Below are 13,357 nucleotides of genomic sequence, written 5' to 3'. Positions count from 1 at the left end.
CCGTCCGGGCCACGGATCGCATAGCGTCGCCAACGGGTGTCTCCTACGCTCATACAGAGGGCACCCGCACATGGCCCCTGCTTTCCAGGGACATTCGCAGGGACATTCCGCAGCATGCAGCAGGAAGGGAGCCCAGCATGTCATTCGACCCCACCGATCCCGAGACGTACGAGGACGACGACGCCACGGAGATCGACGTCGAGGCCCCGGAGGACGACGCCGCCGAGCAGCACGCCGACGTCACGCCGGACCACGACGAACCCCTCACCGGGGATCCGGACCGCGCCAACGAGGCCGATCTCATCGAACAGGCGCGGGGCGTCTCCATCGACGAGGACGACTACCGGTGAGGGACGGGGCGCACAAGGTGGCGCGTGGGGCGGCACTCGGGACGCGTGACGAGAAGGACCGCCGCTGAGCAGGAGCGCAGCTTCGTGCCCACCTTGAGCCTGTTTGAAACCTTCTATGCCGCTTTTGCCGCTGTCCGGTCCGTGAAATCCTGCGCTCGCACCGCGCACACCACGGTTACCGAAAAGTACGATGGCGACGCGGCGCACACCGCATGTGGACGACTTTGGGAGGCGGCGTGACAGCCATCGAGCAGACAGAGGCGGCACGCCCGCGTGGCACGCGCCTGCCGCGCCGTGCCCGACGGAACCAGCTGCTGGGCGCCGCCCAGGAAGTCTTCGTGGCGCAGGGCTACCACGCGGCAGCCATGGACGACATCGCCGAGCGCGCCGGTGTCAGCAAGCCGGTGCTCTACCAGCACTTCCCGGGCAAACTCGACCTCTATCTCGCCCTCCTGGACCAGCACTGCGAGGCGCTCATCCAGTCGGTGCGCGGCGCGCTCGCCTCGACCACGGACAACAAGCAGCGCGTGCGCGCCACGATGGACGCGTACTTCGCGTACGTCGAGGACGACGGCGGCGCCTTCCGGCTGGTCTTCGAGTCGGACCTGACGAACGAGCCGGCGGTGCGCGAGCGCGTCGACAAGGTCACCAACGAGTGCGCCGAGGCGATCTGCGAGGTGATCGCGGAGGACACCGGCCTCTCCCGCGCGGAGTCGATGCTGCTGGCCTCGGGCCTCGGCGGACTCGCCCAGGTGGTGGCCCGCTCCTGGCTGCACAGCGACCGCAGCGTCCCGCGCGACCAGGCGGTTCAGCTGCTGGCGTCCCTGGCGTGGCGCGGCATCGCCGGTTTCCCGCTGCACGGCGCCGAGCAGCACCACTGACCGCCCGCGGCACCACCGCACCCCGCCGGAGCACCGCCGCACAGGAGTTCTGTTCCCGCAGGCTGTTCGCTCCTGGCGTTCCCGGGCGGAGCGTGTTCGTCCCCTCACCGGGCTAATGTGTGCTGGTACGGCGCGCAAGGTCGCGCACTTCACTGACCGTCGGAGGGACATAGCCGTGGAGGTCAAGATCGGCGTGCAGCACGCGCCCCGCGAGATCGTTCTGGAGAGCGGTCAGAGTGCCGAGGAGGTCGAGCGGGCGGTGTCCGAGGCGCTGGCCGGGAAGTCGCAGCTGCTGACCCTCGTCGACGAGCACGGCCGCAAGGTGCTGGTCCCGGCCGACCGGCTCGCGTACGTCGAGCTCGGTGAGCCGGCGCCGCGCAAGGTGGGCTTCGGCGCGCTGTAGTCGCCGCGTCATCGGACGACGGGAGGGGGCCACGCGGTGAGAGCCGCGGGCCCCCTCCCGCGTTCCGCCGTCACGGGCGACTTCACGGGCCACATCGCGGGCGACTCACGGGCGACTTCACGGGTGGCGCACAATCCGCGCACAGGGAGGGTTGCGTTCCGCAGGTCAGGGGTAAGACCGGCTACGACCGCCCGGCACCGGCCGATCGTGTGGGAGGGAACCATCATGTTCTTGGAAGCGCTCGGCTCCGCGTTGATCGGTCTGCTGCTCGGCTGGACCGCGTTCCACCGCCTGTCCCACCGGCTGCCGCAGCGTCGCCTGGTGCAGTCGACCGGTGTCGCGGGAGGCCTGTTCGGCGCCTTCGTCACCCACAGCGCGCTGGGCTCCGGCAGCCTGCTGCCGACGCTGCTCGGCGCGGTGGTCGTCTCCGCCGCCTCGCTGTCCCTGCTGGTGCGCCCCGCGGGAAGACTGCGCCGGCGGTCGGCGCCGGCCTGATCCGGCGCCGCCGGCGGCGCACCCCCTGAAACCGCCTCCCGGCGGACCTACGCGGCCAGGCCCAGCGCGGCCATCCGCTTGGTGTGCGCCTCGGTGATCCGGGAGAACATCCTGCCGACCTCGGCGAGGTCGAAGCCGTCCGCGACGCCGCCGACGAGCATCGTGGACAGCGCGTCCCGGTCGGCCACGACCCGCTGGGACTGCGACAGGGCCTCGCCCATCAGCCGCCGCGCCCACAGCGCGAGCCGGCCGCCGACGCGCGGGTCCGCGTCGATCGCCGCGCGCACCTTCTCCACCGCGAACTCGGCGTGCCCGGTGTCGTCCAGGACGGCCAGGACCAGCTCGCGCGTGTCGGAGTCCAGGCGGACGGCGACCTCCCGGTAGAAGTCGCTGGCGATCGAGTCGCCGACGTAGGCCTTGACGAGACCTTCCAGCCAGTCCGAGGGCGCCGTCTGCCGGTGGAAGCCGTCGAGCGCGGCGACGAAGGGCTCCATCGCGAGCGTCGGCTCCTCGCCCATCTCGGTGAGCCGGTCGCGCAGCCGCTCGAAGTGGTGGAACTCGGCCGACGCCATCTTCGCCAGCTCGGCCTTGTCCGCGAGGGTGGGCGCCAGCTTGGCGTCCTCCGCGAGCCGCTCGAACGCCGCGAGCTCTCCGTACGCGAGGGCGCCGAGCAGGTCCACGACCGCGGCGCGGTACTGCGGGTCGGCGGCGGCCGTCGCCCAGTCCTGGGCGGCGATTCCGGTGGGCTCGGTGGGCGTGTCGGAGGCGTTGTCAGACTTGTCAGAGCTCGTCATGAAGCGCACAATAGCCCGCTCTCCGCGCCTGCGAAGGACCTGGTGAACCAGTGTGACGACGACTACGTGACCGAATCGGCCATCACGTGTGCGCGTTTCCGGGGTATGGTGGTAATGCGCCTGCTGAGTACGCCGTCGTGTTTCGGCGTATGTCGACAGGCCGCACGCATGAGGATGCCCGGTCGGTGGCCCGATCGGCTCCGACCCGACAGCCCTCCCTGACCGTACGGCACTGTGCGTACGACGATCGGAGGGACCTCCAAGCGGTTCGAGCGCTAGAGCGTCGGCTGTGGTCCCGTGCCACACGGCCCGCCCGCGTGGGCGGCCGACGTCCCCGGCACGGTCAGACACGACCCCCGCGCTCGCCTCGCACCGCGCACACAGAAGAGGCAGCACCCTGACTACGACGTTCCGAGAACTCGGGATCCTTCCCGAGACCGCCGAGGCCCTGGAAGCCGTCGGCATCATCACTCCCTTCCCCATCCAGGAGATGACACTCCCCGTGGCCCTCACGGGCACGGACGTCATCGGCCAGGCCAAGACCGGCACCGGCAAGACGCTCGGCTTCGGTCTTCCCCTCCTGGAGCGCGTCACCGTCCCCGCCGACGTCGAGGCGGGCCGCGCGCAGCCCGAGGACCTCACCGACACCCCGCAGGCGCTCATCGTCGTCCCCACCCGTGAGCTGTGCGTGCAGGTGACCAACGACCTGCTGACCGCGGGCAAGGTGCGCAACGTGCGCGTCACCGCGATCTACGGCGGCCGGGCGTACGAGCCCCAGGTGGAGGCGCTGAAGAAGGGCGTCGACGTGGTCGTCGGCACCCCGGGCCGCCTGCTGGACCTGGCCGGCCAGAAGAAGCTGAACCTGAAGCACGTCAAGTGCCTGGTGCTCGACGAGGCCGACGAGATGCTCGACCTGGGCTTCCTGCCCGACGTCGAGAAGATCATCGCCATGCTGCCGGCCAGGCGGCAGACCATGCTGTTCTCGGCCACCATGCCGGGCGCGGTCATCGGTCTGGCCCGCCGCTACATGTCGCAGCCGACGCACATCCGCGCCACCGCGCCGGACGACGAGGGCGCGACGGTCGCGAACATCAAGCAGTTCGTGTTCCGGGCGCACTCGCTCGACAAGCCGGAGATGGTCTCCCGCATCCTCCAGGCCGACGGCCGCGGACTGGCGATGATCTTCTGCCGCACGAAGCGCACGGCCGCCGACATCGCCGAGCAGCTCCAGCGCCGCGGCTTCGCCTCCGGCTCGGTCCACGGCGACCTCGGCCAGGGCGCTCGCGAGCAGGCGCTGCGCGCCTTCCGCAACGGCAAGGTCGACGTGCTCGTCTGCACCGACGTCGCCGCGCGCGGCATCGACGTCGAGGGCGTCACGCACGTCGTCAACTACCAGTCGCCCGAGGACGAGAAAACGTACCTGCACCGCATCGGCCGTACCGGCCGCGCGGGCGCGAAGGGTACGGCGATCACGCTCGTCGACTGGGACGACATCCCGCGCTGGCAGCTCATCAACAAGGCGCTGGAGCTGGACTTCAACGACCCGGTCGAGACGTACTCGACCTCGCCGCACCTCTTCGCCGAGCTGGGCATCCCCGAGGGCACCAAGGGCGTCCTGCCGCGCTCGGAGCGCACCCGCGCCGGGCTGGAGGCGGAGGAGCTGGAGGACCTCGGCGAGACCGGTGGCCGCGGTGCGCGCGGTCGCGGTGGCCGGGGCGGCCGGAACGAGGGACGCCCGGCGGACCGTGAGCACTCCGCGGACCGTGAGCGGCCGGCGCGTACGCCACGTCGCCGGCGCCGTACCCGTGGCGGGGCACCGCTGGACTCGGCGGCGGTCACGCCGGCCGCCGGTACGCCGGCCGACGCCGCGCCCGTCGAGGGCACGGTCGCGGACGAGGCGTCCGGCACGCGCACTCCGCGCCGTCGGCGCCGTCTGCGGGGCGGTTCTCCCGCGCAGACGGTGACGACCGGCGAGTCGACGGCACCGTCCGAGCCGCTGGAGACCGTCGAGCCCGCGGAGTCCGCGGTGGCGACGGCCGAGGGCCCCGCTCTCGACGCCGCCGAGGCGCCCGCGAAGCCGCGTCGCCGCCGTACCCGCAAGTCGGCGGAGCAGGCGGTCACGACGGCCCCGGCCGAAACCGGCACCGAGGTCGCCCCGGAGCCGGCGGCTCCGGCCGAGACCACCGCCGAGACGGCCCTGGACACGGCCGAGCCCACCGCGGACCAGCCCGAGGCCAAGCCGCGCCGCCGCACCCGCAAGGCGGCGACCGCGACCGAGGCCGCGGCGGACACCGCCGAGGGCGTCGTCGACGAGGCGGAGACCAAGCCGCGCCGCCGGACCCGCAAGGCCACGGCCACCGCGCCGGAAGCCGCGCCGGACGCGGCCGAGGGCGTTGTCGACGAGGCGGAGACCAAGCCCCGTCGCCGGACCCGCAAGGCCACTGCGGCCACGGTCACCGCGGACGCGGCGGAAGCCGCCGTGGACACCGCCGAGGCCAAGCCTCGCCGCACCCGGAAGGCCGCCGCGGCGGTCGCCGCGGAGATCCCGGCGCAGGTGGCCGACGGGCCGGACAGCGCCGCCGAGGCGGCGGTCGACGCCGCCGAGGGCGCGGAGGCCAAGCCGCGCCGCCGCACCCGCAAGGCGGCGACCGCACCCGAGGCCGTGGCGGACACCACCGGCGAGGCGGAGACCAAGCCGCGCCGCCGGACCCGCAAGACCGCCGAGACGGCCGACGCGCCCGTCGCCGACGAGGCCACGGCAGCCAAGCCCCGCCGCACCCGCAAGGCCGCGGCCACCGCGGACGCGCCGGAAGCCGCCGAGGCCAAGCCGCGCCGCACCCGGAAGTCGGTCGCGGCGACGGCGGTGGCCGACGAGGCGGAGGTCAAGCCGCGTCGCCGCACCCGCAAGGCCGCCGAGGCCCCCGCGGAGGCCGTCGACGCGGTAGCCGAGCCGAAGCCGCGTCGTACGCGCAAGACGGCCGCCGCCAAGGCGGCGGTGGACACCGCCGAGATCCCGGCGCAGACCACCGCCAAGGCCGCCACCACGGCGGAGCCCACGGACGCCTGACCCGGCACTCCGTACGCCCGTACACCCCTGCGGCCCGGCCCCACCCCGAGTGGGACCGGGCCGTCGGCGTACCCGGCCGCCGGTTCGCCCCAACCGCCCAACCCACCACGCCGCACCCGCAACGCGACGGCGGACACCGCCGAGATCCCGGCGCGGAGCACCGCCAGGGCCGCCACCACGGCGCAGCCCACGGACGCCCGCACACCCATGCGGCCCGGCCCCACCCCGAGTGGGACCGGGCCGTCGGCGTACCCGGCCGCCGGTTCGCCCCAACCGCCCAACCCACCACGCCGCACCCGCAACGCGACGGCGGACACCACCGAGATCCCGGCGCGGAGCACCGCCAGGGCCGCCACCACGGCGCAGCCCACGGACGCCCGCACACCCATGCGGCCCGGCCCCACCCCGAGTGGGACCGGGCCGTCGGCGTACCCGGCCGCCGCTTCAGCCCAACCGCCCAACCCACCACGCCACACCCGCAACGCGACGGCGGACACCGCCGAGATCCCGGCGCGGACCACCGCCAGGGCCGTCACCACGGCGCAGCCCACGGACGCCCGTACACCCTGCGGCCCGCCCACCCGCACGCGGCGCGTCCCGGCTGTCGGTTCACCCGGTCGTCCGACCGTCGGCTGCTTCACTCGAACTGCCGTCCCGGTGCCCCCGAAGGCGTCGTGACCGATAGCCTCGGCGCATGAGCAGGCCTCCTACGTTCGTCCCGCCGCCGGGGACGCGTGCCTACCGGCTGCGTACCGTGCGCGGCGAGTTCGCCGTGGTCGACATGGCCGTGCCGGCCGGTGCCGAGCCGCGGGGCACCGTGCTGCTGCTGCCGGGGTTCACCGGGAGCAAGGAGGACTTCAACCCGCTGCACGAGCCGCTCGCGGCGCGCGGGTACCGCACCGTGGCCGTGGACGGCCGCGGGCAGTTCGAGTCGGACGGACCGGTGGACGACGAGTCCGCGTACGCACAGGAAGAACTCGCGCGGGACGTCCTCGCGCAGGCGGACGCGCTCGGCACGCCGGTGCATCTGCTGGGGCACTCGCTCGGCGGGCAGATCGCCCGCGCGGCCGTGCTCCTCGACCACTCCCCCTTCGCCTCGCTCACCCTGATGGCCTCCGGCCCTGCGCAGATCTCCGTCTCCCAGCAGCAGCGGGTGAAACTGCTGCGGGACGCGCTCGGCGTGATGTCGATGGCCGAGGTGTGGGAGGTCATCCAGGCGACGGAACCGCCCGAGGAGACCGACCCCGGCGCCGGACTCGACGCGGGCCTCGCCGACCAGGCGGACCTGCGCCACCGCTGGCTGGGCCACAAGCCCGCACAACTCCTCGCAACGGGACTCCAGTTGTGCACCGAGCCGGACCGCGTCGCCGAACTCGCCGCCCGGCCGCTGCCGTTCCACGTGCTCTCCGGCGCGCGGGACGACACCTGGCCCGTGCCCCTCCTGGACGACATGGCCCGGCAACTGGGCGCCCTGCGTACGGTCGTCGAAGGGGCCGAGCACTCCCCCAACTGCGACCAGCCGCTCGCCACCGCCCGTGCCCTCACCGCCTTCTGGGACGGCGCCACCGGGGCGGCCGGCTAGAACTGCGCCTGAAGGTGCTCCCAGAAGCCGTCGCGCAGCGAACGCCGCAGATCGGCCTGGCCGCGCAGGGAGTACTGGAGGATGCCCTCGGCCTCGACCAGCAGGTCCTGGTCCACCGAACCGGGCAGATACGGATGGCCGGGGAGCAGTTCCCCCACGGATTCACGGCCGCGCGCCGCAAGCCACTTGGCGGCGATCTGCGCGCCCACGAAGCGGACGTTCTCGCGGGTCGGGCGGGCCGTCTGGGCGGGGTCGTAGGCGGGGGCGGTGCGCCGGGAGACGTACGGCTTGAAGAACTCCAGGTCGAGGGTGCGCTGGCTGTCGACCTCCCAGAGCAGCGGCTCGGCCTGGTTGCGGGCCTCGGGGGCCTCGATGCCCCACAGGTGCACCCGGGCGCCGTAGCCCTGGGCGGCCTCCACCGCCGAGACCAGGTCCTCGTCGCCGCCGAGCAGCGCCGCGTCGCTGATGGCGCGGTGCCGGGCCAGTGACTCCAGATCCGTGCGGATGAGGGAGTCGACGCCCTTCTGCTGGTTGTTGGCGTTGAGGTTGCCCAGGCGGACCTTGACGTCCGGCAGCTCGGCGATCGACTGCTGCTCCGCGGTGTGGATGCGGCGGCGGGCGCCGTCGTACCAGTAGACGCGCAGCAGCCGGCTGTCGGCGAAGACCGTACGCGCCCGGTCGATGAGCGCGTCGATCAGCCCCTCGGCGTCCAGGTCGAAGGCGCGGCGGTCCTCCGTCCCGGCCACCAGCCGTCCCGCCGCCGCGTAGAGGTACCCGGCGTCCACGAAGATCGCGTGGGTCGAGGGCGTCTTCGCCACCTCGGCGAGCATGCGTTGCAGCAACTCGTTGGTGCGGTCGATGCGGGCGCTCAGCGCCCCGAGGTCACCGTTCATCGTCCTCCATTGTCCCGGCGGTCACGCTGTGAACACAACCGGTCCCAGTCGGTCAATTGAAGCTGCCTTACCGGTCACTCATTAGACACTCGAAAAATTTCTTTAGCGTAGGGAATGTTTGCACCGTGCAGTCCGTTGTACCCCAGTGAAGCCAAGTAGTTCTCCTCAGGAGGATGACCAGACGAAGGGAGAGGCAATGCGCTTCGAAATCATGCGACTCGACGAGGTCGACGGTACGCCCGTGGACTGCACTGTCGTGGACGCCGCCTCCGTCAACCGGATCGTTCAGCAGGCCGCCGCTGTGGGACAGCGGCTGTGGATCCGCCCGGCCGAGACCACGGCCTCATAACAGGAACGGATCACCGCGGAAACTTCGAAGCCCCCGTACGGCAGCCGTACGGGGGCTTCGCGCATGCGCGCGGTCAGGCGCCCCGGATCACCTGCGTGACCCCGTTGATGATCTGCTGCACGGCGATCGCGGAGAGCATCATGCCCGCGAGCCGCGTCACCAGGACCACGCCGCCGTCCTTGATGACCCGGATGATCAGCAGCGAGTAGCGCATGACCAGCCACAGCACCACGTGGATGGCGAGGATCGCCGACCACACCGATATCTGGCCCGCCACGCCGCCGGCCTTCTGCACGGCGAGGATGACGGACACGATCGCGCCGGGACCGGCGAGCAGCGGCATGCCGAGCGGGACCAGCGCGACGTTGACGCCCTTGGTCTGCTTGGGTTCGTCCGTCTTGCCGGTGAGCAGGTCGAGCGCGATCAGGAGCAGGAGCAGTCCGCCGGCGATCATCAGCGCCGGGACGGACACGTGCAGGTAGCCCAGGATCTGGTTGCCGAGCACACCGAAGACGGCTATGACCCCGCCGGCCACGCAGACGGCCTGGAAGGCCATCCGCTTCTGCGTCTTGGCAGGTCGTCCGGCGGTCAGCGCGAGGAAGATCGGGGTGATCCCGGGGGGATCCATGATGACAAAAAGGGTGAGGAACAGGGAGCCGAAAACGGCAGCGTCGAACATCGGTGAGAGGCCTTGCGGAAGAGAAGTGACGTGAGAGCGGGAGAGGCGCGCCTCAGACCCCGCCGGCCCCCGGCACCGGGAACGCCCCGGTGGCCCGCCGCGTGATCTCCCCGTACACGTCGGGATGCGTCGTGAACTCACCGAGCGAGACGGTCTTGCGGCTGCCGTGGTAGTCGCTGGAGCCGGTCGTGAGCAGCCCCAGTTCGCCGGCCAGGCCGCGCAGCCGTGTCCGGGTGTCGGGGTCGTGGTCCATGTGGTCGACCTCGATGCCGTCCAGCCCGGCCGCGGCCATCTCCGCGATACGGGACTCCGGCACCGTACGGCCGCGCTTGACCGCCGCCGGGTGGGCGAAGACGCACACTCCGCCCGCGCCCTTGACCAGCCGGATCGCCTCGAAGGGGTCCGTCTCGTGCTTCGCGACCCAGGCGCGGCCGCCGTCGGCCAGCCACTCCTGGGTGAAGGCGTCGCTCACGGTGGGTACGAGGCCGAGCTCGACCAGCGCGGTGGCGATGTGCGGCCGCCCGACCGAACCGTCGCCCGCGATCCGTGCGACCTGCTCCCAGGTGACCGGCACGCCCAGCGCGTTCAGCTTGGCGATCATGGCCTTGGCCCGGGGCACCCGGTCGTCGCGGACCAGCTCGCGCTCGGCGAGCAGCGCGGGCTCCGCGGGGTCGAAGAGGTAGGCCAGCAGATGCATGCTGATGCCGTCGACCCGGCAGGAGAGTTCGGCGCCGGTGACCAGGGTGAGCCCCTCGGGGAGCGCGGCGATCGCCTCGGCGTGCCCTCGAGTGGTGTCGTGGTCGGTCAGGGCGACGACGTCCAGACCTGCCGCGGCGGCGTTGCGCACCAGCTCGGCCGGGGTGTCCGTGCCGTCGGACGCGCTGGAGTGGGTGTGCAGGTCGATGCGCACGACACGGACTCCAGGCTCTGACGGGACGGAAGGGGACACCCCAGGATAACGGGCCCCGACGGGTGTCCTGTCACACCCGCGACCGCCGAGCGCCCCCTACGGCTCGCACAGTCCGCGCGGCTCGCTCTCCCCGCGAAGTCCCGCGCGACCCCCACGGCGCCCCGCGCACGCCCTACGGATGCAGCAGTCGCGGCGACAGGGCCCCGCACGGGACCAGTTCGAGTTCGGGGCCCGCGTCCCGCAGGTCGGCCAGCACCAGCTCGTCGTACATCAGCAGCCCGGACTGCTCGGGCCACACCACCGCCCACAGCCACAGCCCGAGCGCCTCGCCGGCGAAGACGGCCCGGTCGTCCGGGGCGCCGGAGACGTGCCACAGCGGGGTGGGGCGGCCGCCGGCCAGGAGCTTGGCGTCGGGCGGCTTCTCCACATCCAGATAGGTGCCGGGGTCCGGGCCGTCGATGCCTGCGTAGCGCGCACCGAGGCCGACGCCGAGTTCCTCGGCGACCAGGATGAGTTCGCCCATGCCGCCGAGCGGCCCGGGCCCCGAACAGGCCACCGCGGTGGCACGGCCGCCGCTGCGCTCGTCCCCGGCGTAGGTCACGCCGGTGAACAGCCAGCCGACAGGCAGCGGCCACGGCATCCACACCGGCACCTGGGTCCGCTGCACCACGACACCGAGGGCTTCGACGCTGGGCGGGATCACGGGCTGCAGCGGATACACGGTCCCGTGCACATCGCACTGCCAGGAATCGCTGAATAGTCCGGGAGCCCTGACCCGGCCACCGCACTTCGGGCAACTGGGTTCGCCCCTCATAGGGCCCCACGGTCCTACCCCGGCAGCGCCACGTCAAGGACGATCACCCGTCCGGCCCGGCGGCCCGGCCACGACGAACTAGATGCATGTTGCACCAATTAGGGTAGCTAACTTATCGTGTGTAAATAGCAACGATCGGAGGAGGCAGCATGCACAGCAGCACAGGGGGTCCCGCGGAGGGCGACGACCCGTTCGACGCGGGCGCGGGAAGCATCCTGCGGCAGCCCAGGGCGGTCTGGGCGACGGCCGGCGCGTCCGTCGTCGCCTTCATGGGCATCGGGCTCGTCGACCCGATCCTGCCCTCCATCGCCAAGGGCCTGAACGCCACCGCGAGCCAGGTCTCCCTGCTCTTCACCTCGTACTTCCTGATCACCGCCGTCGCGATGCTGGTGACCGGCTTCGTCTCCAGCCGTATCGGCGGCCGCAAGACCCTGCTGCTCGGCCTCGCCCTCGTGGTGGTCTTCGCCGGACTCGCCGGCACCTCGGGTTCCGTCGCCCAGCTCGTCGGCTTCCGGGCCGGCTGGGGCCTCGGCAACGCGCTCTTCGTCTCTACCGCCCTCGCGGTGATCGTCGGCGCGGCGAATCCCATAGGGGCCGCGCGCAGCGCGTCGGACAAGGGTGGTGGTGGGCGACGGGCGGGAAGCGCGGCGGCGATCCTGCTCTACGAGTCGGCGCTCGGCCTCGGTATGGCCTGCGGCCCGCTGGTCGGCGCGCTGCTCGGCAACGCGAGCTGGCGCTATCCGTTCTTCGGCACCGCGTCCCTGATGGCCGTCGGCTTCCTGTGCATCACGGCCTTCCTGAAGGAGCAGCCGAGGCCCGCCCGCAAGACCTCCCTGCTGGACCCGGTCAGGGCGCTCGGCCACGGCGGTCTCGCCTCGGCGGCGGTCTCGGCGTTCTTCTACAACTACACGTTCTTCACGGTGCTGGCCTTCACGCCGTTCGTGCTGAACATGACCCCGTACAAGTCGGGTGCGGTGTTCTTCGCCTGGGGTGTTCTGCTCGCGCTGTTCTCGGTGGTGGTGGCGCCGCGCATGCAGGCGCGGTTCGGCTCGCTGAAGGTGCTCGGCGGCTCGCTGGTGCTGCTGGCCGCCGACGTCGTCGTGCTCGGCTACGGCGACCACACCACCGCCGTCGTCTGCACCATCCTGTCGGGCGCGTTCATCGGCGTGAACAACACCGTCTACACCGAGCTGGCCCTCGGGGTGTCGGACGCCCCCCGTCCGGTGGCGAGCGCGGGCTACAACTTCGTGCGCTGGTTCGCCGCGGCCGCCGCACCCTTCCTCGCGCCGAAGATCGCGGAGTGGACCGACCTCCGCGTGCCGTTCGCGGTCGCGGGGGCGACCGCGGTGCTGGGCGCGCTGGTGGTCGCCGTCCGGCGCCGGGCCCTCACCTCCGACGCGGAGGAGCTGCAGCCGCGGCACGCCACCGAGGACAGCGTCACGGTCTTCGCCAACTGACGTGGGCCGACGGCCTGTTGGTGAGCTTGCTCACTCCGGCTCACTCCAGCGGGACGGAACCGCGGGCCGGGTCCCGCAGGTCCGTCCCGCGGCTCAGCCAGCGCTCCCGCAGGGCCTGCGCGCCGTGCACCCGCTTCCAGGCGGCCTCGTTCGGGGTCATCGGCAGCAGCGGCAGGAACCGTACGGGGTCCCGCGGCTCGTCGAGTTCCAGGTCCTCCACCAGGCCGCCCGGCTCGGCCACCAGGACCGAGGTGAAGGGCGCGCCGGGCCACAGCGGCTCGCCCACGTCGAGCGAGGCGCCCGGCGCCACGACCACGCCCTCGACCTGCGGAGACGCCCCCAGTACGGCGAGCGGGCGGAGCACCTTGTCGGTGTCGGCGAGGCCGGCGCGGACGGAGAGGACCAGCTCGGCGCGCGGCCCCTCGACCGGATCCGCGACCAGCGCGGTGGGGTCGGTCATGGGCCGGCCGGACATGCCGAGGGTGGCGTACCGGACGATGTCCCCCTCGTGGAAGCGCAGTACCTCGATCCGGTCCGTGCCGAGGAAGGTGACCGCGGCGCGGGCGTCCGGTTCGCCGAGCGCGGAACGCAACCGGGCCTCGACCAGAGGAAGAACATCAGCCATGCGGCGAGCATAGAACTCGTCAGCGGCAGGCAAAGCGGCGCCTTGACACACCGGGCTG

Annotated in this window: 15 protein-coding genes; 9 read left to right on the top strand and 6 right to left on the bottom strand. The window is 72.4% G+C overall.

Annotated features, from left to right (window positions below; all coding sequences use genetic code 11):
* Positions 1 to 137 precede the first annotated feature (137 nt).
* From OIE49_RS23445 to OIE49_RS23425, 5 genes are all read left to right on the top strand, one after another.
* On the top strand, positions 138 to 350 hold the full coding sequence (locus OIE49_RS23445; RefSeq protein WP_326803999.1) for a hypothetical protein: 213 nt from the start codon (positions 138 to 140) through the stop codon (positions 348 to 350).
* An 84-nt stretch (positions 351 to 434) separates the two neighbouring features.
* Positions 435 to 590, top strand: a complete 156-nt coding sequence (locus OIE49_RS23440) for a hypothetical protein (protein ID WP_326803998.1) — start codon at positions 435 to 437, stop codon at positions 588 to 590.
* The gene (locus tag OIE49_RS23435) at positions 587 to 1,231 is read left to right on the top strand and encodes a TetR/AcrR family transcriptional regulator (protein ID WP_100568194.1); all 645 of its coding nucleotides are present in this window, start codon (positions 587 to 589) and stop codon (positions 1,229 to 1,231) included. Before OIE49_RS23440 ends, OIE49_RS23435 begins: the two co-directional genes overlap by 4 nt.
* 175 nt (positions 1,232 to 1,406) lie before the next feature.
* A complete protein-coding gene (locus tag OIE49_RS23430; RefSeq protein ID WP_062711803.1) occupies positions 1,407 to 1,634 on the top strand; it encodes a DUF3107 domain-containing protein in 228 nt (75 codons plus the stop codon).
* A 225-nt stretch (positions 1,635 to 1,859) separates the two neighbouring features.
* Positions 1,860 to 2,129 carry a hypothetical protein gene (locus tag OIE49_RS23425; RefSeq protein ID WP_326803997.1) on the top strand — a complete coding sequence of 90 codons (270 nt, stop codon included), beginning with the start codon at positions 1,860 to 1,862 and terminating at the stop codon, positions 2,127 to 2,129.
* Between the two features lie 47 nt (positions 2,130 to 2,176).
* Here the strand turns inward: OIE49_RS23425 and OIE49_RS23420 are convergent, their stop codons facing one another.
* Positions 2,177 to 2,923: a ferritin-like domain-containing protein gene (locus OIE49_RS23420; RefSeq protein ID WP_326803996.1), complete on the bottom strand. Its 747-nt coding sequence runs from the start codon at positions 2,921 to 2,923 to the stop codon at positions 2,177 to 2,179.
* A 490-nt stretch (positions 2,924 to 3,413) separates the two neighbouring features.
* Here OIE49_RS23420 and OIE49_RS23415 point away from each other — a divergent pair, with 490 nt between their 5' ends.
* Both OIE49_RS23415 and OIE49_RS23410 read left to right on the top strand, forming a co-directional pair.
* Positions 3,414 to 5,990: a DEAD/DEAH box helicase gene (locus OIE49_RS23415; RefSeq protein ID WP_326803995.1), complete on the top strand. Its 2,577-nt coding sequence runs from the start codon at positions 3,414 to 3,416 to the stop codon at positions 5,988 to 5,990.
* A 694-nt stretch (positions 5,991 to 6,684) separates the two neighbouring features.
* Positions 6,685 to 7,572 (top strand): alpha/beta fold hydrolase, encoded by an 888-nt coding sequence (locus tag OIE49_RS23410; protein ID WP_326803994.1) that lies wholly within the window; start codon positions 6,685 to 6,687, stop codon positions 7,570 to 7,572.
* On the opposite strand, the gene OIE49_RS23405 is transcribed toward OIE49_RS23410, so the two are convergent.
* The gene (locus OIE49_RS23405; protein ID WP_326803993.1) at positions 7,569 to 8,465 is read right to left on the bottom strand and encodes an NYN domain-containing protein; all 897 of its coding nucleotides are present in this window, start codon (positions 8,463 to 8,465) and stop codon (positions 7,569 to 7,571) included. The two genes, OIE49_RS23410 and OIE49_RS23405, sit on opposite strands and share 4 nt — an antisense overlap.
* 196 nt (positions 8,466 to 8,661) lie before the next feature.
* Here OIE49_RS23405 and OIE49_RS23400 point away from each other — a divergent pair, with 196 nt between their 5' ends.
* Positions 8,662 to 8,814, top strand: a complete 153-nt coding sequence (locus OIE49_RS23400) for a hypothetical protein (RefSeq protein ID WP_100568199.1) — start codon at positions 8,662 to 8,664, stop codon at positions 8,812 to 8,814.
* A 73-nt stretch (positions 8,815 to 8,887) separates the two neighbouring features.
* Here OIE49_RS23400 and OIE49_RS23395 read toward each other — a convergent pair whose 3' ends face one another.
* From OIE49_RS23395 to OIE49_RS23385, 3 genes are all read right to left on the bottom strand, one after another.
* Positions 8,888 to 9,493 (bottom strand): MarC family protein, encoded by a 606-nt coding sequence (locus OIE49_RS23395; RefSeq protein ID WP_326803992.1) that lies wholly within the window; start codon positions 9,491 to 9,493, stop codon positions 8,888 to 8,890.
* Positions 9,494 to 9,545: 52 nt separating this feature from the next.
* On the bottom strand, positions 9,546 to 10,403 hold the full coding sequence (locus tag OIE49_RS23390; protein WP_326803991.1) for a PHP domain-containing protein: 858 nt from the start codon (positions 10,401 to 10,403) through the stop codon (positions 9,546 to 9,548).
* A gap of 172 nt (positions 10,404 to 10,575) precedes the next feature.
* The gene (locus OIE49_RS23385) at positions 10,576 to 11,217 is read right to left on the bottom strand and encodes a DUF6758 family protein (protein ID WP_100568202.1); all 642 of its coding nucleotides are present in this window, start codon (positions 11,215 to 11,217) and stop codon (positions 10,576 to 10,578) included.
* A 149-nt stretch (positions 11,218 to 11,366) separates the two neighbouring features.
* Between OIE49_RS23385 and OIE49_RS23380 the strand changes: the two genes are divergently transcribed.
* Positions 11,367 to 12,674 (top strand): MFS transporter, encoded by a 1,308-nt coding sequence (locus OIE49_RS23380; RefSeq protein WP_326803990.1) that lies wholly within the window; start codon positions 11,367 to 11,369, stop codon positions 12,672 to 12,674.
* A gap of 40 nt (positions 12,675 to 12,714) precedes the next feature.
* Here OIE49_RS23380 and OIE49_RS23375 read toward each other — a convergent pair whose 3' ends face one another.
* Positions 12,715 to 13,299, bottom strand: a complete 585-nt coding sequence (locus OIE49_RS23375; RefSeq protein ID WP_326803989.1) for a suppressor of fused domain protein — start codon at positions 13,297 to 13,299, stop codon at positions 12,715 to 12,717.
* Between the last annotated feature and the right edge of the window lie 58 nt (positions 13,300 to 13,357).

This window comes from Streptomyces sp. NBC_01788 (assembly GCF_035917575.1).
Taxonomy (GTDB): domain Bacteria; phylum Actinomycetota; class Actinomycetes; order Streptomycetales; family Streptomycetaceae; genus Streptomyces.
Note: the sequence above shows the minus strand (reverse complement) of the source record. Positions and strands in the feature narration are given on the sequence as shown.

Excerpts from the sequence above, each read along its gene's own strand:
- OIE49_RS23445 (WP_326803999.1), top strand. The coding sequence starts at position 138 with ATGTCATTCGACCCCACCGATCCCGAGACGTACGAGGACGACGACGCC.
- OIE49_RS23425 (WP_326803997.1), top strand. The coding sequence starts at position 1,860 with ATGTTCTTGGAAGCGCTCGGCTCCGCGTTGATCGGTCTGCTGCTCGGC.
- OIE49_RS23420 (WP_326803996.1), bottom strand. The coding sequence starts at position 2,923 with ATGACGAGCTCTGACAAGTCTGACAACGCCTCCGACACGCCCACCGAG.
- OIE49_RS23415 (WP_326803995.1), top strand. The coding sequence starts at position 3,414 with ATGACACTCCCCGTGGCCCTCACGGGCACGGACGTCATCGGCCAGGCC.
- OIE49_RS23410 (WP_326803994.1), top strand. The coding sequence starts at position 6,685 with ATGAGCAGGCCTCCTACGTTCGTCCCGCCGCCGGGGACGCGTGCCTAC.
- OIE49_RS23405 (WP_326803993.1), bottom strand. The coding sequence starts at position 8,465 with ATGAACGGTGACCTCGGGGCGCTGAGCGCCCGCATCGACCGCACCAAC.
- OIE49_RS23400 (WP_100568199.1), top strand. The coding sequence starts at position 8,662 with ATGCGCTTCGAAATCATGCGACTCGACGAGGTCGACGGTACGCCCGTG.
- OIE49_RS23395 (WP_326803992.1), bottom strand. The coding sequence starts at position 9,493 with ATGTTCGACGCTGCCGTTTTCGGCTCCCTGTTCCTCACCCTTTTTGTC.
- OIE49_RS23385 (WP_100568202.1), bottom strand. The coding sequence starts at position 11,217 with ATGAGGGGCGAACCCAGTTGCCCGAAGTGCGGTGGCCGGGTCAGGGCT.
- OIE49_RS23380 (WP_326803990.1), top strand. The coding sequence starts at position 11,367 with ATGCACAGCAGCACAGGGGGTCCCGCGGAGGGCGACGACCCGTTCGAC.
- OIE49_RS23375 (WP_326803989.1), bottom strand. The coding sequence starts at position 13,299 with ATGGCTGATGTTCTTCCTCTGGTCGAGGCCCGGTTGCGTTCCGCGCTC.